Consider the following 23,353-nt stretch of genomic DNA (forward strand, 5'->3'; position numbering starts at 1 on the left):
GCGCGGGGTGGGAGGCGGCCCGGGTCATGCGGGGGCAGGGCGGGAACCGTCCGTCCGTACGGAGACCCCTTGCAGGTGGGAGGTGCGCAGGATGGGGTAGTTCAGCTCGCCGTACGGGCCGCCGGTGCGGCCGGTGCCGCCGTGCGTGCCGAGGTAGGGGACGAAGCCGATGTGGGAGTCGTTGACCTTCAGCAGGCCGGCGTTGGTGACCTGGCGGACGAACGCGGTGATGACCTTCTCGTCGCCGGACCACAGGGAGTTGCGCAGCCCGTACTCGTTGTCGTTGACGAAGTCGATGACGGAGTCGAGGAGTTCGCGGGTGTCGTCGCGTTCGTCGGGCACGACGACCGGGAGCAGCGGGAAGAAGGTCTCCTCGCGCACGGCCCGGATGCGGCGGGCGTCGCGCAGTCCGTCCACCCGGACCACGGTGGGTTCCACGAAGGCCCCGGTCGGCGACGGCTCGCCCATCACGTCCACCCGGCGGCCGCCGCACAGGACGGTGCAGCCGTGGCGTTCGGCGTCGGCGAGCGCCTCGTGGAAGGCGCCGGTCTTCAGTACCGGGCTGAGCAGGACGTTGGGGTCGTCGGGGTAGCCGGGGCGCAGGGCACCGCAGCGGGCGGTCAGCTCCTCCAGGAGGGCGTCGGCGACGTCCGGGTGGACGACGGCGCACTTGGGCACCATGCAGATCTGCCCGGAGCCGTAGAAGCACTCGGTGAGCGCCTCGACCGCGCCCTCCAGGTCGGCGTCGTTCCACACCACCAGGACGTCGTTGCCGGACAGTTCCAGAACGGGCTTCTTGCCGTGCGTGACGCATTCGGTGCCGAATTCCAGGCCGGTGGCGCTGTCGCCGAAGAACATGATGTCGTCGGTGTACGGGCTGGCCAGCCACTGGCGCAGCATCGGCCGGGTGGCGCCGGAGACCAGGTTGACGGTGCCGGGTGGCGCTCCCAGCTCGTCGAGGACGGGGGCGACCAGTTCCCGGTAGATGAACGCGACGCCGAGGGGGGCGGTGCGCGGGGCCTTGACGACCAGGGTGTTGCCGGCGCCGAGAGCGGCCGTGCCCAGGAACGAGTTGGACGCGGCCGCGTTCTGCGGCGGGTTGAGGCACACCACCCCGTCGGGCTTGCGCAGCAGGGACAGGGAGCGGCCGGTGCTGTCGAAGTGCTGCTCCAGCTGGCTGCGGTAGAAGGAGACGGTCTCCTTGCTGCTGCCCGTGAGCATGCCGGCGATCTCCCACTCGGCCAGGCGGCGCGGGTGTCCCTCGGAGATCAGGAGGGACAGCAGCTCGTCGTGGCGGGCCTTGAGGGCCGCGTGGAGCCGCGGGCCGAGTTCCATGCGGGTGTCGAGGTCGGTGCGGGCCCACTCGCGGCGGGCCGCGTGTGCGGCGCGCAGGGCGTCGGCGATGTCGTCGGGCCCGCTGAGCGCCATCCGGCCGGTGATCCCGCTCAGGTCGTCCCCGGGGCCGTGGCCGCCCGCCCGTTCCAGGCGGCGCTTGCGGCCGAAGGTCTCCCGCGGGTCGGTCAGGAAGGCGCCGGCGTCCAGGCAGTACGTCCAGGCCGCACCCGGCCGGTCCCTGCCGTCGATGTACTGGTCGTAGGTGTACATCACGTCACCTCCCGGCCTGGACGGCGGCGGGGCAGGGGCCGGGGCCGGGGTCGTCCGCGGGGGTCGTCTCGTACGGCTCCGCGTCCGCCATCTCCCCGGCGTGGTACGAGCCGTAGGCCCCGAGGTCGAGGAGCCCGTGGCCGCTGTAGCAGAAGACGATGACGGCGGGGCGGCGCCGCTCGCGGCACTCCACGGCCAGGTCCATGGCGGCCCGGATGGCGTGTGCGGTCTCGGGCGCGGGCAGCAGACCGTGCAGCCGGGCGAAGAGCGTGCCCGCCTCGAAGACCGCCTTCTGCGCGTAGGCCCGCGACTGGAGGAGCCCCTCGTGCCGGGCGAGGCCGACGAGCGGGGCGGCGCCGTGGTAGCGCAGACCGCCGGAGTGGATGGGCGGCGGGACGAACTCGTGGCCGAGCGTGTAGGTGCGGACCATGGGGCCCAGGCCGCCGGCGTCCGCGAAGTCGTAGCGGTACGTGCCGCTGGTCAGGGTGGGGCAGGCGGCCGGTTCGGCGGCGAGGATGGTGATGTCCTGCCCGGCGAGCTTGTCGCCGACGAAGGGGAAGGCGAACCCGCCCATGTTGCTGCCGCAGCCGACGGAGGCGACGAGGAAGTCGGGGTGCTTGCCGAGCTCCTCCAGCTGTTCGCGGGTCTCCAGGCCGACGACGGTCTGGTGGAGCAGGACGTGGCCGGCGAAGGCGCCCATGGAGAAGCGGTCGCCGGGGTTCTGCCGGACGGTCTCCAGCGCTTCGGTCACCGCGGTGGCCTCGGAGCCGGGGTGGTCGGGGTCCTGCTTGAGCAGGGTGCGGCCGAACTCGGTGTGCGGGCCCGGGCTGGGCAGCACCTGCTGGCCGAAGGTCTCCATGAAGTGCCGCCGGTAGGGCTTGCCTTCGTAGCTGGCACGGACCATGTAGACGAGCGCCTTGATGCCGAACACGCTGCACGCCATGGACAGGGCGCTGCCCCACTGGCCGGCGCCGGTGTCCGTCACGAGCCGGTCGCAGCCCTCCAGCCGGGCGTAGTACGCCTGCGCCAGGGCGGAGTTGAGCTTGTGCGAGCCGGAGGGGCTGGCCCCCTCGTACTTGAAGTAGATCTCCGCGGGCGTGTCCAGGTGGCGTTCGAGGGCGTGGGCCCGGTAGAGGGGGGTCGGCCGCCAGAGGCGGTAGGCCGCGCGGACGTCCTCGGGGATGGCGATCCAGCGCTCCAGGGAGGTCTCCTGGGCGACGAGGGCCTTGGGCAGCAGCTGCTCCATGAACTCCTGCCCGACCGGCTTCCCGGTGTCCGGGTCGAGGACGTCGTCGGGGACGCGGGGCAGGTCGGGGAGGACGTTGTACCAGCGCTTGGGGATCTTCGCGGCCGGCAGGTCGTACCGTTCCAGGGAGCTCACCGGGCTCTTCTTCCCTTCGTGCGTGCGGCGTTGCGTCATGCGGCCAGCACGCGGCAGTGGTAGGTGAACACGGCTTCGGCCACGGTCTCCCCCTGGGCGTTGTGGAGGAGGGACCGCGCCACGGCCTCGAACCGCTCGCCGGCGGCGAGCCCGGCGACCCGTGCCGGCAGGTGTGCGTCCACCACGGTGGCCACCGACCGGATCGTCCCCCCGGCCTTCTTGTCGTAGGAGATCGCCGACTGCCGCAGGACGAAGGAGATGCCGGTGATGCGTTCCCTCAGTGCGCCGGCGAGAGCCGACCCCGCGGCGGCCTCGGCCACGAGGAAGAGGGCGGCGGCGTGCTGGGTGCCCACGTGGTTGAGGGTGTCGCCGCCTTCCGGCAGCGCGGCGACGGCACGGCCGTCGGCGAGGTCCGTGACCTCGACACCAGCGAACTTCTGGAAGGGCACCAGGTCGTTGACGACCGTGCGGATGTCCTCGAAGGACGGCCCGGGCGAGGGGGGCGGGGAAGACGACGGCGCATTCAGAGTGCAGGCCCTCCGATCGGCACAGGGGTGTCACGGACGCACAGCAGTGGATGCACAGCGCTGGAGGGCCGCGGCACGCCTGCGCGCTCTTCGCCCCCCTGCGGTGTGCTCCCTGCGGTGCGCCGTCACCAACAGTCCCGACCGGGGCGGCGCGCCGTCAAGCGATCCCAGAAAGGATGCTTATCCCATTTTTAGGCGTACTTGATCTGTTTTTCGCATGTGCCTACCGTTGTCGTGGCGACGGGCCGCCCGGCCGGGGGGGAGATGCGGAGTCCGTGTTACAGAACGAGCGCGACGACCTCATGCTGGCGAAGCCCACGGCCGACCCGCACCGGTGGCGGATCCTGGCCTGTCTGGTCGTCAGCCTGGTGCTCACGGTCCTCGACACGTCCATCATCAGCGTGGCGCTGCGCACGCTCGCCCTCCCCGCACCCGACGGACTCGGCGCGTCCTCCGGTGACCTGCAGTGGTCCGTCGACTCCTACACCCTCGTCTTCGCCACCCTCCTGATCACGGCCGGGCTCGCCGCCGACCGCTTCGGCCGCAAGCGCGCCCTCCTGGCCGGGCTGCTGGTCTTCGGCGCCTTCTCCGCCGCCTCGGCCTACGCCCCCGACGCGCGCCAGCTCATCCTCTACCGCGGCGGCATGGGCATCGGCGCCGCGCTGGTCGTACCCGCCACCCTCGCCGTCATCACCCATGTCTTCCCGCCCGCCGAACGCCCCAAGGCCATCGGCGTGTGGGCCGCATCGGCCGGCCTCGCCGTGGCCATCGGGCCGGTCACCGGCGGGCTGCTGCTGGAGCACTACTGGTGGGGCTCCCTCTTCCTGATCAACCTCCCCATCGTGCTCGTGGGGGCCGTGGCCGTCGCTCTCGTGGTGCCCGAATCCGCCGACCCCGCACCCCGGCGCTTCGACCCGGTCGGCGTGCTGCTGTGCGTCACGGGCCTCGGCCTGCTCGTCCTGGGCATCATCGAAGGCGGCGAACTCGACGACTGGACCTCACCGCGCGTGTGGGCAGGCACCCTGGGCGGCCTCGCCCTGCTGACCGCCTTCGTCCTGTGGGAACGCCGCAGCACCCACCCCGCGATGGACCTGCGCTGCTTCCGCCGCGCCCGCTTCTCCGCAGCCGTCGGCGCCATCACCGTGGTCTTCTTCGGCCTGCTCGGCTCGTCCTTCTACATGATCTTCTACCTCCAGAGCGCGCGCGGCTACTCCTCCTTGCAGGCCGGCTGCTGCCTCCTGCCCCTCGCCGTCGCCCAGCTCGCCTTCTCCCCGCACAGCACCGCTCTGGCCCGCCGCCTCGGCGTGCGCACCGTGTGCACGGCCGGGCTCGTGATGACGGCCGTGACCTTCCTCGGTGTGAGCGCCCTCGACCAGCACTCGCCCCTGTGGCAGTGCGAGGCGCTCTTCTTCCTCATGGGCAGTGCCATGGGCTACGTCATGCCCGCCGCAACCGCCTCCGCCATGGCGGCGATGCCCACCCGCACGGCCGGTGCGGGCGCCGCCCTGGTCAATTCCCTCCGGCAAGTGGGCGGAGCACTCGGTGTCGCCGTCCTCGGCTCCCTCCTCGCCTCCCAGTACCGCAGCGGCGTCCACGGTCACCTCCGCCCCGTGCCGCCCGCGCTGCGCCCGCTCGCCGAGGAGTCGGTCGCCGGTGCGCTCACCGTCGCCGACGGCCTCGGGATCAGGGGCGACGCCCTCGCCGAACGGGCCGTCGACGCCTTCGTCTCGGCCATGCGGGTCACCTCACTGACGGCAGCCGGGATCACGCTGGCGGGAGCGGTGCTGGTCTGGCTCTTCCTGCCGCCCAGGAACGCGCCGCCACCGACGCGCCGGCGCCTCCTGACGGGCCGGGTCACGCACTCACGTGGCATCCGGCCCCGCCCCTGACCACGCGGTACCGCTTCAGCCGCGCCATTCCTCGGCGAGGACGGACCAGACCTCCTTGTCGTGCCGGACTCCCCGGTACGGGTACGCCTGGCGCAACACGCCGTCGCGGGTCATCCCGAGGCGGCGCGCCGCCTCGATGCTGCGCTGGTTGGCGGGGGTGGTCCGCCACTCCACGCGGCTCATTCCGCGCTCCCGGAAGGCCCAGTCGATCAATATGCGGCTCGCGCGGTACACCAGTCCGCGGCCCTCCCCCGCCGCCTCCAGCCAGCAGCCGACCTCACAGACGCCCAGGGCGGCGTCGAAGTGCGGGAACATGACGCCGCCCACCAGCACGTCGTCCAGCCAGATTCCGTAGATGCGGGCCGCGTCCTTGGCCTGGTTGTCGGCGTAGCCCTGGAGGACGGCGGTCGCGGACTCCAGGTCGGTGCTGCGCGTCGCCCACGGGATCCAGGGGTCCACCGTGGGCCGCGCTCGATCCATGTGGTCGAGGAACTCCTGGGCCTGCCAAGTCTCCAGGGGGCGCAGCTGGGCGTTGTCGTCGAGCGGTAGGGCGAACACGTGGTCCTCCGTCTGCGATCGAGATACATAACGAGCGTTCGGTACGTATCCTAGCCCCATGGCACCTGCTCCTGTCGATCACGAAGCCCGCCGTGGGGACGTCTCGCAAGCCGTGTGGCGCGTGCTGGCCGCGAAGGGGTTCGGCGGCCTGACGCTGCGCGCCGTGGCGGCCGAGATGGACGTCTCCACCGGACTGCTCATGCACTACTTCCCGACCAAACGCGCTCTGGTCGTCCACGCTCTCGAACTCCTGGAGAAGAGCAGCGCCGACCGCCCCCGACGCGCCCGCCCTCAGGAGGGGTTGGCCGCGCTCCGCGTCGTCCTGCTGGACACCCTGCCGATCGGCCGGGACAACACCGCACGCAACCGGATCTGGGTCAGCTCATGGGATCTGGCCCTGGCCGACGAGGGCCTCTGCGCCGACCAGGGAGAGCGCTACGTCCGCATGCGCGCCGCACTCCGCCCCCACCTGGAAGCCGCGCGCACGCTCGGCGAGATCCCGGCCACCGCCGATGTCGACCACCTCGCCGCGGCGGCCGTCGCCTTCGTCCACGGCTTGGTGGTCCAGGCCCTGTTCGACCCTCAGCGGTTCCCCGCGGACACGCAGGCCGCGGTGGTCGACACCTTCGTCGAAGGGCTCCGCAGCGAGTCGTGACACGACGCGGGCCAAAGCCGTCTCCACGCCGGCGAGGGCCCTCTTACGGACGTCCCGGCGGCTTCGTCCCGTCCTTCTTCCAGGGACCGGTGCCGAGTCTCCCCGTCGTACCCAGGTCGAGCTCCGGGATCACCATCACCGGGGCGTCGCCGGGCGTCGCCCGCACCCTCACGTACGGGGCGTTCACGGGGTCGCCGGCGCCGCCCTCGACGGTGTTGCGCCAGACCAGGGTGGCGTGGGCGCGCTCGCCCGGCTCCAGGGCCAGCGGCTGAGGGGCGCCGTCGGCTCCGGTGCCGGTGGCGATGGAGCCGCCGCCCTGGAGGATCGTCACGCCGTCGACGGGCTGGTGGGCCTTGTCGAGGAGTTGGAGCCGGGGGTAGCCGTTGAGCCGTGTCGTACCGCTTCCGCAGTTCTCCAGGTGGATGCCCACGACGCGGAGTCCCATGGCGGCATCGCCGTCATCGGCGTACACGCGGACTCCCGAGGGCGGGCAGGGGCCGCCCCGGGAGGATGCTTCGCCGGTGGGGACGCTCCTCACTTCGGCGATCTTCACCCGGGCCGGCCCGCGCGTGCCGGAGGGCAGCGGGCCCGTACCGCTCATGGTGACGGCGCGTTTCACGGTCCGGCCGGGCCCGACGGACGGGACCGTCTCCTTCTGGCTCGCCAGCGCCTCTCCGGCACCCGACAGGAAGGTGAAGGTGATCGTGTAGGTGAACGGTCCGGCCTCGTGGTTGGTGAGTTCGAACTCGGCGCAGTGACCTGCGCCCCGGCTCACACCGGTGATCCTGACCCCGTCCTTCTCCCGTTCGGAGGGGTCTCCCGGCGGGACGGACGCGCCGCCGGCGGACCCGGCCCCGCAGGACGAACCGTCAGGACGGTTGGGGGAGCCGGGCACCTGTGGGCGCTCCGGGCCGCCGCTGTGCGACCCGGCCCCTTCCGATCCGCACCCCGCAAGCAGGAGGACGCCGGCCATGAGGGCGGGAAGGGAGAGGGGAGCGCGGCGCATCTGCCCCAGCAGATCAGAGCGGACCACGACGGGCTGTGGCGGAAGCCACGCTTCCGGTCACAGTCGTGTCACGGTGTCTCCCGTCCGCGCCACCGTGCGGAGCACATCGCGCAGATGGTTCAGGAAGCGGGGCACGTTGCGCCGGGCTGCGGGGGTGTCCGGGTAGCGGGTCTTGACGTAGGTGCGGTCCCACAGGCGGTTGACCCACAGGTTCACCTCCCCGCTGGTGCCGGGGCCCTCCAGGCCGTTGTAGTCCGCGGCGGCCCAGTCGCGTGAGCCCGGCACGTGCCGGCCGTCCAGGTAGGAGACCATGGGGTACGCGGCCGCGGTGCCGGGCTGTACGGTGCCGGCCAGCTCGGGTGCCAGTTCCATGACCCGCATCGGTGTCACTCCTGCTGCCTCCCTCGCGGTCGCGAGGGCCTCCTGCGCCTCGATGACGGCCTTCCCGAAGCCGTCCGCGGCCGGGAACTCGACCGGGATCAGGTTGACGAGCCATCCCTGGGTACGCTGCCAGCGCCGCTCCGTCCGGGTGTGGACGACGCTCAGCCCCCGGTAGCGTTCGACGCCGCCGAGGTCGTGTCCGGTGACGGCGAGCGAGGCAAGCACCCCGGCCATGAACCCGGCCCCCAGGCGCTTGCACACCTCCGAGAACGCCTCCGCCTCCGCGGCGTCGAAGAGTTCCCTTTCGACCGGGACGCCGGGGTGGCCGGCGCCCGGCTCCGTGCCGAGGTCCAGCGGGAATCCGGGGGGCGGTCCGGCGCGGTAGAAGTCCACCCAGCGGCGCACGCCGGGGTCGTCGGCCCCGATCAGCGCGGCGCGTTCGCGGTCCTGGACGCAGTAGTCGACGTAGGAGTCGACGGGCGGCAGGAGGGCCTCACCGCCGGAGCGCTCGGCCTCGTACAGGGCGCGCAGCTCCGCGAAGACCAGGGTTGCGGAGTACCCGTCGGAGTGGCTGTGGTCGACTCCGAACCAGACGGTCGACGTGTCGCCCTCGTCCCGCAGTACCGCGCCCGCCACGAAGGACGGCCAGCTCAAGGGGCTCGTCCCCGAGGCGATGTGCTGCCACAGCCGGTCCCTGACGTCCGTGCCGGAGCCGTACGTGCCGAGCGGGACGGGCTCCACGGCGAAGACCTCGGCAGGGACGGCGCGCCGCTGCAACAGGTCGCCGTCCGGCGTGAACCAGGTGAGCAGCGTCGGATGGCGCCGCACCCACGTGCCGAAGGCCCTGGCCATGGCGGCGGTGTCGAGCCGGCCCGGTACGTCGAAGGCGACGCCGACCCAGGAGGACTGGGCCCGGCCGGCGGCCCGGTTGGCCAGGATCCGGCGGATGTGGTTCTCCTGCAGGTGCGAGGGCGGGGCCGGGTGCACCGGCGCGGTGGCCGCGGCGGCGACGGCCCCGGCGACGGGCCGGAACCCGATCAGTTCGCCGGGCCGGGGAGCGTAGCCCGTTATCTCGATCATCCTCATGCGGCCGCCTCCTGGCCGCCGAGGACGTCCGCCATGGTCCGGCGGACGTCCTCGACGTAGCGCAGAACCGCCTTTTCGGCCTGCTCCGTACGGGGGTGGCGGAAACTCACGTAGGCCCCCTCGTGCGTGCGGTTGATCCACAGGTAGACCTCGTGCGGATGGATCCGGTGACTGCGCACCATGGCGGCCTTCCAGTCGGTCCACTGCCGGGCCCCGGGTACGTGCCGGAAGTCCATGTACGAGACGACGAACCGTGGTTCCACCGGCGCTCCGAGCAGCTCCGTGACCCTGGCGACCGGTACCTCCGCCATCGGCCGGGCCTCCTGCAGCGCCGCCATGGCGCGCCCCGTCAGGGCGGCGAAGCCGTCCTCGGCGCGGGCCGCGAACCGCAGGGGCGCCAGTCCCACGTACCACCCCACGGACCAGGTCCACTGCGCCTGGTTGCGCGTGTGGAACGGCATGAGGGTGCTGAAGCTCCCCCGTCTGCGGGCGACTTCGCCCTGCACGTCGGCCGCCATGGCCAGGCAGGCCAGCAGCCCGGCGCAGAAACTCCCGCCGGCGCGGCGGCAGAGGGCGCCGAAGGCGGCCGCCTCGTCGGCGTCGAGCAGCCACTCCAGGCCGTTGTGCTGGGGGGCGGACCCGGCCTCGTCCGCCTCGACCGGTGCGGGGAAGTCCGGCATGCGCCCGCCGGTCGCCTCCATGAACGCGCGCCACCGGACCACCGTCTCGTGGTCGCCGCCCACCAGCTCCGCCGCCTGCCGCTCGCGCGCGGCGAAGTCCGGGAAGCTGCCCACCTCGGCCAGCTCCAGCCGCATCCCGTGCAGCGCGGCCTCGTACAGACGGCGTATCTCGTACGCGGCGAGGGCCATGGAGTAGCCGTCCACGTTGGAGTGGTCGCAGCCCAGGTAGAGGGTGGTGGCCTCGGGGTGCGTCACGGTCGCGAAGAGGTACGAGGGCCAGCCCGGCGGCACGGCTTCACGGTCGAACAGCTCCTCGATGCGGTGCGCCAGCGCGTCACCGCTGAGGTAGGTGCCGACCACCGACCCCCGGACGGCCGCCGCTCCCGGTGCCAGCGTGGTGCGGCGCAGGCCCGTCCCGTCGGGGACGAGGTGGCTGCGCAGCGACTCGTGCCGGTCGATCCACAGCAGCAGCGCGGTCTCCAGCGCCTCGGTGCTCAGGGGCCCGGGGAGCTCGAAGGCCGTCGCGATCCAGGAGGGCGAGGGGCGGGGCGCCGCCGGCCACTGGGTGACGTGCGCCTCCTGCGCGTGGGAGGCGGGCCGCGCGTCCGCCCTCCAGGACGCGGGGTGCTCGTCGACGGCTACCGGGCGCCAGACGGTCAGCGTCCCCGGCCGGACGCTCAGGCCGGCCATGTCGGTGAATTCCACGTGCTTCCTCACGCTCCGGCAGCCTGCGGCTGCGGCACCAACGCGGCGCTCGCTGCGCCACGGCCCCGGGAGGCCGGACGGCCGCCCGGGGCACGGTGATCCTTACGAGAGGCGTTTAAGGCACGATGAAATCGCTGACGGACTCGACCTGGCGGCGGCCCGGCGTCGGCGGATGGAATCGGTCCGCTTCCGGGTCCGAAAAAGCCCCCGGGGCGCCGTGGGCCGGAGTCGGGACCGGCCGCAGCGCCCCGGGGGCCCTGTCACCTCACAGACGCTCGAAGCCCCGCACCCGCTCCCAGTCCGTGACCGCGCTCTCGAACGCCTCCAGTTCGGTCCGTGCCGCCTGGGCGATGTGGCCGACGACGTCGGAGCCGAAGACCTTGGCCGCGAAGGCGCTGTTCTCCCACCGGTGCAGCGCCGCCGTGAGCGTGCTCGGCAGGCGGGGGACGGAGGGGTCGGCCAGGGCGTTGGACTCGTGGGGCGCCGGGAGCGGGAGTTCGTTCTCGATGCCGTAGAGACCGGCGGCCACGGTGGCCGCCATGGCCAGGTAGGGGTTGGCGTCGCCGCCCGGGACGCGGTGCTCGATGCGCAGGGAGTGGCCGGAGCCGACGACGCGGACGGGGCAGGTGCGGTTGTCGCGGCCCCAGCCGATGCCCGTCGGGGCGAACGCCCCGGGGCGCAGCCGCTTGTACGAGTTGACGTTGGGCGCCATCAGCAGCGTGAAGTCGGCCAAGCAGGCGAGCTGTCCGGCGATGAAGTGCCGCATGAGGTCGGACATGCCGTCCTCGGCCGCCGGGTCGGCGAGGACGGCCGAACCGTCGGTGCCGCGCAGCGAGAGGTGGATGTGGCAGGAGTTGCCCTCGCCCTCGTCGAACTTCGGCATGAAGGTGACGGCCTTGCCCTCCTCCGCGGCGAGCTGCTTGACGCCGTTCTTGAAGAAGACGTGGTTGTCGCAGGTCGTCATCGCCTCGTCGTAGCGGAAGACGATCTCGTACTGACCCGGGTGGACCTCCCCGCGCGCGGTCTCCATGCGCAGTCCGGCCCGGGTCATCTCGCGGCGTATGCGGCGCACGAGGGGTTCGACGCCGGAGAGGCCCTGGAGGGAGTAGTCGACGTTGTAGCGGGTGGCGGGCTCCAGGCCGTGGTAGCGGCGGTCCCATGCCTGGGCGTACGTGTCGTTGAAGACCAGGAACTCCAGCTCGGTGCCGGCGAAGGCGGTCAGGCCGTGGCCGGCGAGCCGGTCGAGCTGTTCGCGGAGGATGCGGCGCGGGGCGACGCGTACGGGCTCGCCGCCGGGCCAGGTGGCGTCGGCCAGGACGAAGGCCGTGCCCTGGTCCCAGCCGGGCATGCGCACCGTGCCGGGGTCGGGGCGCAGCACGAAGTCGCCGAAGCCGCTCTGCCAGGCGTCGATGGCGTAGCCGGGGCCGGTGTTCATCTCGGCGTCGGTGGCGAGCAGGTAGACGCAGGCGTTGAAGCCGTTCGCGGCGGCCTCGTCGAGGAAGTAGGGCGCCGCCAGGCGGCTGCCCTGGAGCCGGCCCTGCAGGTCGGGGACGGCGACGACGACCTCTTCCAGGCGGCCGGCCTCGGCCTCGGCCCGCAGCCGGTCGAAGGGGGTGGTCTCCGTCATCACTTCTCCTCCTCAAAAGCGGCGGTGGCGAGGGGGTTGGCGACGCGGCCGTGGACGACGTCGAAGCCCTCGTCCTTCTCGGCGCGGTCGTGGAAGCCGCCGCCGAGCAGCTGCTCGCGGTTGAGGGCGACCCGGTCGAAGTCGGGTGCGAGGAGGCCGAAGCCGTCGAAGCGGTCGGCGAGCTCCGGGAAGCGGGCGTGGTAGCGCTCGATCTCGGCGCGGACCATGGCCCAGAAGGTGTCCTCGGGCACGTCCAGGTGCTCGGCGACCAGCGGTGCGAAGAAGCGGAAGTGTCCGGCGAAGACGGCGCTGAGCAGGGAGTGGGCGAGCTCGTGGGCGGGCCAGCGGAGCAGGATGCGGTCGGCGCGCTCGGTCAGGTCCGCGTATTCGGGGTGGTCGCCGGGCAGGAGGTTGACGTCCTCGGCGAAGTCCTTGACCGCGATGCCGATCGGGGTGTCGTTCGCGTCGTAGAGGACGACGGTGTTCTCACCGTGCGGGCAGAAGGCGGTGCCGTAGCGGTAGAGGTAGTGGAGCAGGCCGGGCAGCAGGGCGGCGAAGAACGTCCCCAGCCACTTCTCGGCCGTCAGGCCGGAGCGCTCCACGAGTTCGCTGACGAGCGCGCGGCCGTCGGAGCCGGTCTTCAGCAGGGCGGCCATGGTGCGGGCCTGTTCGCCGTCGCCGAGCAGGGCGCCCACGGGCTCGCGCCAGACGGCGCCCAGCAGCTCGTGGAAGCGGTACGGGGCGTCCGTCACCGCGTCGTAGAGGGGGTGGGCCACGGAGACGGCGGCGACCTCGCCGAGCGGGTGGAAGCGCAGCTCCTCGCTCAGGAACGGGTCGTTCGCGCGGATGCCGTGCAGCCAGGCGCTGACGTCCGGGGCGGCGTGCGTGGGCTCGGTCTTCAGGCCGCGCCACACCAGGGTGTTGCGGATGAGCAGGGGCACCTTGACGTTGCGGCGGTGCGGGTGGTCGAGGTTGGCGAGGGTGCGGATCGACTGCAGCGGGCGGTAGCGGTCCGGGCTCTCGCCGAGCCGGACGATGCGGCCGTCGGCGAGGTAGGAGGCGAAGAGGGTCTCGACGGCCTCGTCCCAGTGGAAGGGGTGCACCGGCAGCCACGCGAAGTCGGACGGGGCGTGGGGGCCGTCGGCGCAGGCCGTCTCCAGCGTGGCGGCGAAGCGCTCGCGGACGTCGTCGTCGAGCTCCTCCTTCAGGAGGGTCTCGGCGTCCAGGCCCGGGACGCCCGCGTAGGTGGCGAGGCCGGTGTGGACGGCGGCCCAGATCAGGTGGACGGCGTCGGCGGTCTCGGGGGCGTACGCGGCCGAGTCGGCGGCGGAGAAGCCGAGGCGGCCCTTGTTGAGCAGCATGCAGGGGTGCCCGTCCTGGTGGGCCTCCAGGTCGAGGTGGTCCAGGTCGGCGAGGCGGGCGGCGGGCAGGGCCCGGGTGAGGGCCTGTGCGTCGGCGCGGCGGGTGGCGGTCAGCTCGCGCAGCACCTCGGCGGTGGTGGGGCCGTCCCAGCCGAGCACGGCCCGGGCGTCGAGCAGGAACCGCTCGGGGCCGGCGTCGCCGTCGGCGGGGGCCGGGTGGCGTACGGGCGTGCCGGCGAGGCGCCAGGTGGCGAAGGTGCCGCGGGTGGCACGGAAGGTCCAGTGGACGCCGTCGGCGAAGTCGAGGCGGTACGCGTCGGCGCCGGCCGCCGCGTCGGGCCGCGGCGTCAGCAGCTCCTCGTAGGCGAACTCCTCGACGGCCTTGACCAGCAGTCGTCGTCCTGCCTCGGCCCAGGTGTCTCGGGTGGCGCGGTTCATCGGTCGTACTCCTTGGCGTACACGGGTGCGTCGGCGGGGACGGTGACGGGGATCGGTTCGGGGGCGGGGGGAAGGGGCGCGGGGCCCGGGGCGGCGAGGGCCGGGGCCGTCGCGAGGGAGGCCACGGCGACGCAGGCCAGGGCCGCGGCGGCGACCGTCAGCGGCAGGGCGAGGTCGTGGGAGACGACGGCCGCCGAGATCAGGGGGGCGGCGAGCAGGCCGGCGGAGCGTACGGTCTCCACGGCGGTGAAGGCGGGGCCTTCCGTGCCGGTGGTCTGGAACATCCGCATCTCCACGGCCACCTGGGCGAGTCCCAGCCCCAGGCCGGCCAGCAGCCGGCCGCTGACGAGCGCGGGCAGGCCGTCGGCGGCGTACTGCCACAGGAACCCGGCCGCGCAGACCAGGGCCGACACCGGCAGCAGCCGGCGGCCGAACCGGTCGTGGCAGCGGCGTGCCAGCGGCAGTGTCGCCAGCGCGCCCACGCTGGGCAGGAAGAACAGCACGGCGCCGCCCAGGGAGCCGCTGCCCAGGTCCTCGGCGAACTCGGTGAAGAACGGACGGGCCACGGCGAGCGCGAAGTCGAAGGCGACGCCGATCAGCGCGGCCTGCGCCAGCAGCAGCCAGCGGCTGCGGCGCGGTCCGGCGGTCCGGGCCGGCGCGGGCCCCGGCTCCTCCTTCTCCCCGGCCGGCAGCCGGCGCAGGACGCGCAGGATGAGGACGGCGAGGATCACGTCGACGACGGCGAACGCCGAGACGCCCAGCCGCGGGTCGGGCAGGGCGAGCACGCCCGCGCCCACCAGGGTCGCCGCGACCGCCGCGACGTGGAAGACGAGGACGATGGAACGCACCGCGGCCAGTTCGGCGTGCTCGGCGTCGTTCTGCTCCGCGGCCGCCTTGCGGGTGTGCTCGGCGATGAAGGCCGGGTAGGCGAGCAGCAGCGAGGCGTTGGCGGCCACGGAGGCCGCCGACAGCGCGGTGAAGGCGGCGTAGCCCGGGGCGAAGCCGAGGACGACGTCGACGACGGCCGCCGAGCACAGTCCGGTGACCACGAGCTGGTGCAGGGGCCGGCGGCGGGCCGCCAGCCCCCACAGCGGGAGCGCGATCAGCCCCACGATGCGGCAGATCCACAGGTACAGGCCCGTCGCCCCCGGGTCGTCGACGCCGTAGAGGCGCTCGAAGAGCTGGGGGAGGAAGGGGGCCAGTGCGGTCTCGGCGATCAGGTAGAGCGCGATCACGGCGATCAGGACGGCCCGCAGTGGCAGGCCCGATCGCGCGGGTGCCGCTCCCCCGGCCTGCCGGGCCGCGGTCACCGGAGGGTTCCGATCGGGTTGGGTCGCAGCTCCGCGGCGGCGGGCGCGGGGGCGGTGCCGGGGGCGCCGAAGGTCGTCCAGGCGGCCTGCTCCGGTACGGGCAGTACGGCGCTGCCGCACACCGCGTTGAGGATCTTGGCTGCGCGCCAGGCGCCGAGGGTGAGGTCCGGGGCGCCGACGCCGTGGGTGTGCATCTCGGCGTTCTGGACGTAGAGGGTGCCGCCGACGCGCGGGTCGAGGGCGACCCGGTAGTCGCCGTCGACGCGGTAGCGCTGCCGGTCGTCCCAGTCCACCAGGTCTGCCATGGCGTCGAGGAAGGCGGGGCGGACGGCGGCGTAGCCGGTGGCTGCGACGATCGCCGACGTGCGGAAGGTGAACTCGCTGTCCTGCGGGCTGTGACGGCACGTCAGCACGTATCCGTCGCCGTCCGTCTCGACGGCGCGCAGTTCGACGCCCGGGTGCAGGTCCGCGCGGGGGCGGCCGCCGCCGATGGTGCGCTCGTACAGCTCGTCGTGGATCGCGCCGAGGGTGTCGGCACTGACGCCCTTGTACAGCTGCCACTGCTCGCGCACGAGCTGCTCGCGGCGCTCCTCGGACAGGCCGCGGAAGTAGCGGATGTAGTCCGGTGTGAAGTGCTCCAGGCCGATCTTGGAGTACTCCATCGGCGCGAACGCGGGGGTGCGGGCGAGCCAGCGGGTGAACGGGCCGCCGAGGCCCTGGCCGTCCTGGCGGCGGATGAGGTCCAGGACGACCTCGGCGCCGGACTGGCCGGCCCCGATGACGGTGACGTCGTCGGCGGCGGCGAGGGCCTCGCGGTGGGTGCGGTAGTCGGCGCTGTGCAGCACCCGGCCGTGGTGCTCGCCGGTCAGCAGGGGGCGCAGCGGCTCGGGCACCACCGGGGTGGTGCCGACGCCGAGGACGACCTGGCGGGCCAGGACGCGGGTGGTGGTGCCGTCGGCCGAGTGGTGGGTCACGGCGAAGGCGTCGGCGCCCTCGTCCCACTCGACGGCGGTGACGCGGGCGTCGAAGCGGCAGGAGGGCAGGCTCTCGGCGACCCAGCGGCAGTAGTGGTCGTACTCGCGGCGCGGGATGAGGAAGCGCTCGGAGAAGAAGAACGGGAACATCCGGCCGTGGGACCGCAGGTAGTTCAGGTACGACCAGGGGCTGGTGGGGTCGGCCATGGTCACGAGGTCGGCGAGGAAGGGCACCTGCAGGGTGGTGCCCTCCATGAGCAGGCCGGGGTGCCAGGAGAAGGCGGGCTTCGCGTCGAGGAAGAGGGCGTTCAGGTCCGCGACGCCGTCCGCGAGGGCGGCCAGCGAGAGGTTGAACGGGCCGATGCCGACGCCGACGAGGTCATAGGGGGTCTGGGCGCTCAACGCAGGGCCTCCGCGAGGGGGTTGGGAAGGTCGATGTAGACGGACTGCGTGTGCACGTCGCCGACGAGTTCGTCGAGCCCGTCCACGCAGGTGAGGTAGTTGCCCTTGCAGCGCAGCACCGGGGTGTCGAGCAGCAGGTCCAGCAGGCCCTTCGCGCCGGGCTCGGCGGCGCGCAGCCGCTCCAGCCGGGTGCGCAGCACGCGCAGGAGGTCCCGCTCGTCGGCCAGGCCCTGGGCGCCGAGCGCGCCGACGAGGCCGAGCAGGTTGCTGATGTAGAGGTAGTAGCCCACGCGTTCGTCGACGAAGGCGTCGGCGAAGACGAGCTCGACGTCGTCGGTGGCGCCGGGCAGGAGGCGCTCGATGTCGGCGGCGCGGGACTCGGCGAGGTAGTAGCCCTGGCTGTCGCGGTACCAGCCGGCGGCGGGCAGGCCGTCCTCGCCGAGGGCGACGAGGGTGTTCTGGTGGTGCGGTTCGAGGGCGATGCCGTAGCGGGCCTGGAGCCGGACGAGGGGGACGGCGAGGACGTCGAGGTAGCGCTCCAGCCAGCGGGCGGCGGCCTCGGCGACCGACGTGGCGTGGGTGTGCGCGGCGCGGGCCACCGCTTCGGCGAGCAGCGAGCGGTGGCGGGGGGCCGATCCGTCGCCGGGGCCGGTGCGTTCGGCCAGCAGGCCGGCGACGCACAGTCCTTCGCGGTCGCCGCCGTGGAAGGGGTTGTCGCGGACGGCGGTCTCCAGCCCGGTCTCGGCGCCGGAGGCGCCGGCGGAGATCCAGGCGAAGTCGCGGAGGATCGCGAAGTCGGGGTGTTCGGCGCGCAGCCAGTCGGCGGGGCCGGCGGCGAGCAGCCGGGCCGCGCTGACGCCGAGGCGCATCTCGCCGCGGAGGTTGTTGCGGCGGGAGTTGGTGATGCGCATGCCGAGGGAGAGCTTGAGCATCACGTCGGCGCCGGGGCGGTGGACGGTGCGTACCGAGGACGTCGGGTACCAGGGGGCGCCGGCGGGGCCGAGGGGGGTGAGCAGGCCGTCCTCGATGAGCTGCCGCACCTCCGGCCGGTCGAGGACGTCCCGGGCCTGCCAGGGGTGGGCGGGGACGGGCACGGTGCCCGCGGGCAGGTCGAGGCCGGCGGCGGCCGGGCGCAGCAGGTCGGCGACCGGGCGGCCGTCCCAGCTCTCCCCCACCACGATGTCGGGGTGGGCGGCGAACCAGTGCAGGGCGAACGATCCCCGCAGCTCGGGCGAGTAGGCCGCGAGTTCCCTCTCGGTCGCTTCCTCGCGGCTCTTGGGCGCCGGGTGGAAGGGGTGGCCGAGCAGGAGGGCCTGTTCGGCGTCGAGGTGGGGGGTGGGGCCGGTGGTGCCGTCGCCCTCGGCGCGGCGGGCGGCCAGGTGGGCGGCGACGCGGCCGGCGGAGTTCAGGACCCGGCCGGCGGCGTCGGTGCCCAGGTGGGCGGGGTGTCCGCGGCCGGTGGTGGACTCGCGGACGGCCGCCGAGGCGACGAGCGTGACGTCGGCGGGCGGGGGGACGTCCCGGCCCGTGCCGAGGACGACCGGGTCGCCGAAGCGGTGCCAGCCGGTGGCCGAGCGGTAGCGGACCGGCACGCCCAGGCGCAGCCCGCTGGCGGGGAAGTCGAGCTGCAGGTCGTGGCCGGCGGCGGGGACGTCGGTGGCGGTCTCCCGGACGTAGGCGCGCAGCAGCGTCTCGGTGGCCGCCGAGTCGGCGGCGCGCAGCACGTCGGGGTGGTCAAGGGGGTCGGGTCGGCCGGCGGGGGCGGCGGCCGCGGGCGGCTGCGTCGAGTGGGTCATCGGGGGACTCCGGGGTGCGGGCGGGGCTCGGGGCCCGGCTCAGAGCAGGATGCGGTCGGCGACGGGGTGGCCGAGGAAGGAGTGCATGGCGAACTCCCAGCCGTAGGAGCCCGCGTAGGGGAAGACGGCGATGTCGCCGGCGCGGACGCGGTCGACGCGGACGTCGCGCAGCAGGGTGTCCTCGGGGGTGCACAGCTCGCCGACGAACGTGACGCGGGCGTCCGCGGCCTCGGGGCGCGGGCAGTCCTGCGGCCAGGTGTCGACGGGCAGGACGGCGACGTTGTGGACGATGTCCCAGGAGGTGGGGAGCTGGAAGTGGTTGATGCCGCCGCGCAGGGCGGCGAACGACTGCCCGTAGGAGTGCTTGACGTCGGTGACCTCGGCGGCGTACCAGCCGCAGTCGGCGACGAGGAAGCGTCCGGGTTCGAAGGCGACCTTGACGCCGGCCGGGGGTTCGAGGGCGGCCATGAGCTCGCCGAAGCGGACGGTGTCGAACGGCTTCTCGCCGTGGAAGTCCCCCTCGAAGTCGACGCCGATGCCGCCGCCGACGTCGATGTGGCGGAGGTCGATGCCGTGCCGGGCGGCGGTGGCGGCGCTCCACTCCAGGCACCAGCGCACGTAGGCCGCGTGGGTTTCGGCGTCGAGGTTGTTGGAGGCGGCGTGGATGTGGAAGCCGATGAGGTCGATCGCCGGCAGGCTCTGGGCGATGCGGACGGCGTCGGCGACGTCGGGCTCGGGGATGCCGAACTGGGAGGCCGCGCCGCCCATGTGGAGGGAGCCGGTGACGGGGATCTCGGCCGGGTTGACGCGCAGCGCGACGCGGGCGGTGGTGCCGCGGTCCTGGGCGATGCGGCTGATGCGGTGCAGCTCCAGGGGGCTCTCGGCGTTGATGGCCTCGGCGCCCGCCTCGACCAGGCCGGTCAGGACGGGCACGGACTTCGCCGGGCCCGCCGCGAGGACGGGCGTCATGGTGCCGGGCGCGGTGGGCTTGGCGGCGGTGGCGAGGGCGAGTTCGGACAGCGAGGCGACCTCGAAGCCGTCGACGTGCGGGGCGAGGGCCTCGACGATGCCGGGGAAGGAGTTGGCCTTGACGGCGTAGTGGACGGCCGCCCATGCGGGCAGGGCCGCGCGCAGCTCGCGGGCGCGGGCCGCGGCGACGTCACCGTCGTAGAGGTAGGCGGCCACCGGGGTTCCGGTCCCGGCGAGTTCGAGGAGCCGGCGCTGCACGTGTGCGGGGAGGGTGTCCTGCGGGTGGGCGGAGCGGGGCGCTGCGGACGGCGGGAGTTCTATGGACACGGCGGCTGCCTTGCTGCTGGGGAGGGACGTTCGGTGCGGGGGCCTGCGGGGTCAGCCCTGGCGCAGCGGGCGCACGATCATGGTGTGCGGGCGCCAGCCGGGGTAGGGCTCCATGGTGCCGACGGGGGTGAACCCGTAGCCGGAGTAGCGGCCGAGGACGACGGCGTTGCCGTCGGCGACCAGGGCGGCGGCCCGCTCCTCGGGGCGCTGCGCGAGGAAGGCGTTGAGGAGGCTGCCGCCGATGCCGTCGCGGCGCCAGTCCACGCCGACGAGGAGTTCGCAGACGCCGACGGTGCGTCCGGGGTGTTCGCGGACGAACTCCGGGTCGGGCGCGGGGGCGAGGCCCTCCCACCACAGGGAGTCCTCGGGCAGGGTGTAGCCGTAGACGAGGCCGGCGACGCGGTCCTCGTCGAAGGCGGCGACGAGCTCGAAGCCGGGGCGGGCGCAGTGGCGCTCCAGGCGCTCGGCGATCGGCGGGTCGTTGTGGTCGCTGAGGTCGAGGGCGTGGGCGTAGACGTCCTCGTAGGCGCCCACCCAGAGCGGGAGGCGGTCGGCGGCGGCCGGGCCGTCGTGACGCTCGACGCGCAGGGCCGGGGCGTCCGGTCTGGATATGACGGCGGTGCCGCCGTCGATGGCGATGGTGTTCATGGTTCCCCTCGGGGCGGCCCGGGGGTGCCCGGCGCACCTGTGTGCGACCGGACACCCCCGACTAGTTAGGCGAGGCTAAGCTAAATCATTCCCGGCGGCATTCCAAGCCGCGCCCGGAACCGCTAGCCGCCGATGCCGGCCGCCGTGGGGGCCTCGGCCCGCTCGGTGACGAGCTTGAGGAGGTCGCCCAGGTCGTCCGCGGTGGTGCGCGGGTGAAGGAGCGTCACCTTCAGCCACAGGCGAGGGGTGCCGTCGGCGTCGGCCACCAGGGCGCGGCCCAGGACGGCCCGTCCCTCGGCGAGCAGGTCCCGCCGGACGGCGGCGACGAGCTCGTCGCCCGCCTCGCGGGGCAGCGCGTCGGCGGCCACCGGCCGGAACAGCACGGTGCTGATGCCGGGGCTGCCGGCCCGCAGGCGCAGCGCCGGGTGGTCGTCGACGGCGCGGGCGAACTCCGCGGCGGTCCCGACGCAGTGCTCCACCGTGGCGCCCATGCCCCGTCGGCCGAGGGCGCGCAGGGTCGCCGCGATCTTCAGGACGTCGGGGCGGCGCGAGGTGCGGATGGAGCGGCCGAGCAGGTCGGGCAGGCCGGCCTCGGTGTCGTCGTCGGCGTTGAGGTAGTCCGCGGTCAGCGACAGCGGCTCCAGCAGGGCGGCGTCGGCGACCGCGAGCACCCCGGCGGCGACCGGCTGCCAGCCCAGCTTGTGCAGGTCGTACGTGACCGACACCGCGTGCTCGATGCCGGCCAGGCGGGGCGCGAGCCGCTCGCTGAAGAGCAGGGGTCCGCCGTAGGCCGCATCGACGTGCAGCTCGGCGCCGTGCGTGCGCGCCACGTCGGCGAGTTCGGGCAGCGGGTCGATGAGGCCCTCGTCCGTGGTGCCGGCCGTGGCGACGACCAGGGCGGGGCCCGGGCCGCAGTCGGCCAGCGCCCGGTCCAGTGCCGCCGGGCTCATCCGGCCGCCGGGGCAGTCCACGACGACCGGGGTGGGCAGGCCGAGCATCCACGCGGCCCTGCGCACGCTGTGGTGCGCGTTGGCGCCGACGAACACCTGCAGTGCCCGGGCGCCGGTGGCGCGGGCCCGCTCCCGGGCCAGGAGCAGGGCGACCAGGTTGGATTCGGTACCGCCGCTGGTGATGACCGCGTCGGGCTCCGGGCGGCCCGCGTACACCAGGTGCGCGAGGGCGGCGGTGACCTCCTCCTCGATGACCGCGGCGGCGGGCGCCTGGTCCCAGGAGTCCATCGACGGGTTGAGCGCGGAGGCGACCAGGTCCGCCGCCGCGGCGACCGCGAGCGGCGGGCAGTGCAGGTGGGCCACGCAGTGCGGGTCGGAGGGGTCGGCGGCGCCCTCGGCGGCCGCGCGGGCGATGCCGTAGAGGGCGTTTTCCGCGCCCACGCCCTCGTCGGGCAGGACGGGTGCGCACAGGGCGCGGGTGCGGGCGGCGACCGTGTCCGGGCCGCCGGCCGGCAGCGGGCCGCCGCGGGCGGCGGCGCCGTCGGCCAGGGCGTCGAGCGCGACGGAGGTCAGCCGGCGCAGGGCGTGCGGGGACGCGGGGTCGGCGACGGCGTCGGGGCGGGGGGCCTGGCTCATGCGGCACGCTCCGCGGCGACGGCGGACAGCGCATCGGCGATGCGGTTCAGCACGGCGTCGGCCTGCTCGTCGGTGAGGACCAGCGGGGGCAGCAGGCGCAGCACGGTGTCGCCGCGGCCGCCGAGTTCGAGGATGAGGCCGCGCTCCAGGCACGCCTGCTGCAGGGAGCGGGCGAACGCCGGGTTGCCGGGGCGGGAGCCGAGGGCGTCCGGCTCGGCGGCGGGGTCGACGAGCTCGGCGCCGATCATCAGGCCGCGGCCGCGGACCTCGGCGATCTGCGGGTGGTCGGCGGCCAGCTCGCGCAGGCCGGCGCGGATCCGCTCGCCCAGCTTGGCGGCGTGCTCGGCCAGTTGCTGCTCGGCTATGGTCCGCAGGGTGACCTCGCCGGCGACCATGGCCAGGGTGTTGCCCCGGAAGGTGCCGGTGTGGTCGCCCGGCTGCCAGGTGTCGAGGTCGGGGCGGTAGGCGATGAGCGCCAGCGGCAGGCCGCCGCCCACGGCCTTGGAGGTGACGAGGATGTCGGGGGTGACGCCGGCGCGCTCGCAGGCCCAGAAGTCGCCGGTGCGGCCGATGCCGGTCTGCACCTCGTCGATGATGAGGAGGATGCCGTGCTCGGCGGTGATGCGGCGCACCTCGCGCAGCCACGCGTCGGGGCCGGGCACGACGCCGCCTTCGCCCTGGATGACTTCGAGGATGACGGCGGCGGGCTTGCCGACGCCGCTGCTGGGGTCGGTGATGTAGCTCTCCATCAGGCGGGCGGAGAGCACGCCCGCCTCGTCGGCGCCGACGCCGAACGGGCAGCGGTAGCCGTACGGGTAGGGCAGCCGGGTCACGGGCTGAGTCTCGGCCGGCCCGAACTCGGCCGAGCCGCGGCGCATCCGGCCGGGGCCGGACACCGAGGACGCGCCGAGCGTCATGCCGTGGTAGGCGCCGGTGAAGGCGAAGATGCCCTGGCGGCCGGTGGCGTTGCGGGCCAGCTTGAGCGCCGCCTCGACGGCGTCGGTGCCGGCCGGGCTGCAGAAGTGGAGCTTGGCGTTGTTGTGCAGCGTGCCGGGGAGCCGCTTGAGCAGTTCCTCGCTGAAGGCGTCCTTCTGCGGGGTGATCATGTCGAGGGCGTGCAGCGGGGCGCCGGAGCCGATGACGTCCTGCAACGCGGCGACGACGTCCGGGTGGTTGTGGCCGAGGGCGAGGGTGCCCGCACCGGAGAGACAGTCGAGGTACGTACGGCCGTCGGCTCCGGTCACCTCGGCGCCGGAGGCGGCGACGGGCGCCACCGGGATGGACCGGGCGTAGGTGCGGGCAGCGGACTCACGTTGCGCCTGTCGGTCGAGGAGACGAGCACGCAGCATGGTGGGATCCTTCGGTCACGAGCGGAGCTGGGCGGGCAGAGTGAAGCCCGGTGGGGGGAGGTGCTTTCTCGCCACCCACCGACTTAGGTAAGG

The 23,353-nt window shown here is 73.8% G+C and carries 18 protein-coding genes; 2 read left to right on the forward strand and 16 right to left on the reverse strand.

Annotated features, from left to right (window positions below; translation table 11 throughout):
- Nucleotides 1-24 precede the first annotated feature (24 nt).
- The 3 genes from IE182_RS06495 to IE182_RS06505 are packed head-to-tail and all read right to left on the reverse strand — an operon-like array spanning nucleotide 25 to nucleotide 3,513.
- On the reverse strand, nucleotides 25-1,605 hold the full coding sequence (locus tag IE182_RS06495; protein WP_190108662.1) for an aldehyde dehydrogenase family protein: 1,581 nt from the start codon (nucleotides 1,603-1,605) through the stop codon (nucleotides 25-27).
- A 4-nt stretch (nucleotides 1,606-1,609) separates the two neighbouring features.
- Nucleotides 1,610-2,986, reverse strand: coding sequence for a TrpB-like pyridoxal phosphate-dependent enzyme (locus IE182_RS06500; RefSeq protein WP_229844617.1), 1,377 nt, complete (start codon nucleotides 2,984-2,986; stop codon nucleotides 1,610-1,612).
- A 35-nt stretch (nucleotides 2,987-3,021) separates the two neighbouring features.
- On the reverse strand, nucleotides 3,022-3,513 hold the full coding sequence (locus IE182_RS06505) for a DUF4442 domain-containing protein (protein ID WP_308432081.1): 492 nt from the start codon (nucleotides 3,511-3,513) through the stop codon (nucleotides 3,022-3,024).
- 275 nt (nucleotides 3,514-3,788) lie between these two features.
- On the opposite strand from IE182_RS06505, the gene IE182_RS06510 reads away from it, so the two are divergent.
- Entirely contained in the window at nucleotides 3,789-5,402 is a 1,614-nt protein-coding gene (locus IE182_RS06510) for an MFS transporter (RefSeq protein WP_229844618.1), read from the forward strand.
- 15 nt (nucleotides 5,403-5,417) lie between these two features.
- Here IE182_RS06510 and IE182_RS06515 read toward each other — a convergent pair whose 3' ends face one another.
- On the reverse strand, nucleotides 5,418-5,960 hold the full coding sequence (locus tag IE182_RS06515; RefSeq protein WP_190108665.1) for a GNAT family N-acetyltransferase: 543 nt from the start codon (nucleotides 5,958-5,960) through the stop codon (nucleotides 5,418-5,420).
- 58 nt (nucleotides 5,961-6,018) lie between these two features.
- On the opposite strand from IE182_RS06515, the gene IE182_RS06520 reads away from it, so the two are divergent.
- Nucleotides 6,019-6,615, forward strand: a complete 597-nt coding sequence (locus IE182_RS06520) for a TetR/AcrR family transcriptional regulator (protein WP_190108666.1) — start codon at nucleotides 6,019-6,021, stop codon at nucleotides 6,613-6,615.
- Between the two features lie 43 nt (nucleotides 6,616-6,658).
- On the opposite strand, the gene IE182_RS06525 is transcribed toward IE182_RS06520, so the two are convergent.
- The 12 genes from IE182_RS06525 to IE182_RS06580 all read right to left on the reverse strand — a co-directional run bounded on the left by IE182_RS06525 (nucleotide 6,659) and on the right by IE182_RS06580 (nucleotide 23,260).
- Nucleotides 6,659-7,390, reverse strand: a complete 732-nt coding sequence (locus IE182_RS06525; protein ID WP_308432080.1) for a DUF4232 domain-containing protein — start codon at nucleotides 7,388-7,390, stop codon at nucleotides 6,659-6,661.
- A 288-nt stretch (nucleotides 7,391-7,678) separates the two neighbouring features.
- The gene (locus IE182_RS06530) at nucleotides 7,679-9,088 is read right to left on the reverse strand and encodes a condensation domain-containing protein (RefSeq protein WP_190108668.1); all 1,410 of its coding nucleotides are present in this window, start codon (nucleotides 9,086-9,088) and stop codon (nucleotides 7,679-7,681) included.
- On the reverse strand, nucleotides 9,085-10,485 hold the full coding sequence (locus tag IE182_RS06535) for a condensation domain-containing protein (protein ID WP_190108669.1): 1,401 nt from the start codon (nucleotides 10,483-10,485) through the stop codon (nucleotides 9,085-9,087). Before IE182_RS06535 ends, IE182_RS06530 begins: the two co-directional genes overlap by 4 nt.
- Before the next feature lie 253 nt (nucleotides 10,486-10,738).
- The gene (locus tag IE182_RS06540; RefSeq protein WP_190108670.1) at nucleotides 10,739-12,100 is read right to left on the reverse strand and encodes a glutamine synthetase family protein; all 1,362 of its coding nucleotides are present in this window, start codon (nucleotides 12,098-12,100) and stop codon (nucleotides 10,739-10,741) included.
- The gene (locus IE182_RS06545) at nucleotides 12,100-13,899 is read right to left on the reverse strand and encodes an IucA/IucC family protein (RefSeq protein ID WP_190108671.1); all 1,800 of its coding nucleotides are present in this window, start codon (nucleotides 13,897-13,899) and stop codon (nucleotides 12,100-12,102) included. Before IE182_RS06545 ends, IE182_RS06540 begins: the two co-directional genes overlap by 1 nt.
- Nucleotides 13,896-15,209 carry an MFS transporter gene (locus tag IE182_RS06550; RefSeq protein WP_190108672.1) on the reverse strand — a complete coding sequence of 438 codons (1,314 nt, stop codon included), beginning with the start codon at nucleotides 15,207-15,209 and terminating at the stop codon, nucleotides 13,896-13,898. The genes IE182_RS06545 and IE182_RS06550 overlap by 4 nt, the downstream gene beginning before the upstream one ends.
- Entirely contained in the window at nucleotides 15,206-16,585 is a 1,380-nt protein-coding gene (locus IE182_RS06555) for a lysine N(6)-hydroxylase/L-ornithine N(5)-oxygenase family protein (protein ID WP_190108673.1), read from the reverse strand. Before IE182_RS06555 ends, IE182_RS06550 begins: the two co-directional genes overlap by 4 nt.
- On the reverse strand, nucleotides 16,582-18,381 hold the full coding sequence (locus tag IE182_RS06560) for an IucA/IucC family protein (RefSeq protein WP_190108674.1): 1,800 nt from the start codon (nucleotides 18,379-18,381) through the stop codon (nucleotides 16,582-16,584). The genes IE182_RS06555 and IE182_RS06560 overlap by 4 nt, the downstream gene beginning before the upstream one ends.
- Nucleotides 18,382-18,420: 39 nt before the next feature.
- The gene (locus tag IE182_RS06565) at nucleotides 18,421-19,677 is read right to left on the reverse strand and encodes an alanine racemase (protein WP_229844619.1); all 1,257 of its coding nucleotides are present in this window, start codon (nucleotides 19,675-19,677) and stop codon (nucleotides 18,421-18,423) included.
- A 51-nt stretch (nucleotides 19,678-19,728) separates the two neighbouring features.
- Nucleotides 19,729-20,325 (reverse strand): GNAT family N-acetyltransferase, encoded by a 597-nt coding sequence (locus IE182_RS06570; RefSeq protein WP_190108675.1) that lies wholly within the window; start codon nucleotides 20,323-20,325, stop codon nucleotides 19,729-19,731.
- 122 nt (nucleotides 20,326-20,447) lie between these two features.
- On the reverse strand, nucleotides 20,448-21,911 hold the full coding sequence (locus tag IE182_RS06575) for a pyridoxal phosphate-dependent decarboxylase family protein (RefSeq protein ID WP_190108676.1): 1,464 nt from the start codon (nucleotides 21,909-21,911) through the stop codon (nucleotides 20,448-20,450).
- Nucleotides 21,908-23,260: a diaminobutyrate--2-oxoglutarate transaminase family protein gene (locus IE182_RS06580; protein ID WP_190108677.1), complete on the reverse strand. Its 1,353-nt coding sequence runs from the start codon at nucleotides 23,258-23,260 to the stop codon at nucleotides 21,908-21,910. The genes IE182_RS06575 and IE182_RS06580 overlap by 4 nt, the downstream gene beginning before the upstream one ends.
- Nucleotides 23,261-23,353 lie beyond the last annotated feature (93 nt).

The organism is Streptomyces cinnamoneus, from assembly GCF_014650495.1.
Classification (GTDB): domain Bacteria; phylum Actinomycetota; class Actinomycetes; order Streptomycetales; family Streptomycetaceae; genus Streptomyces; species Streptomyces cinnamoneus.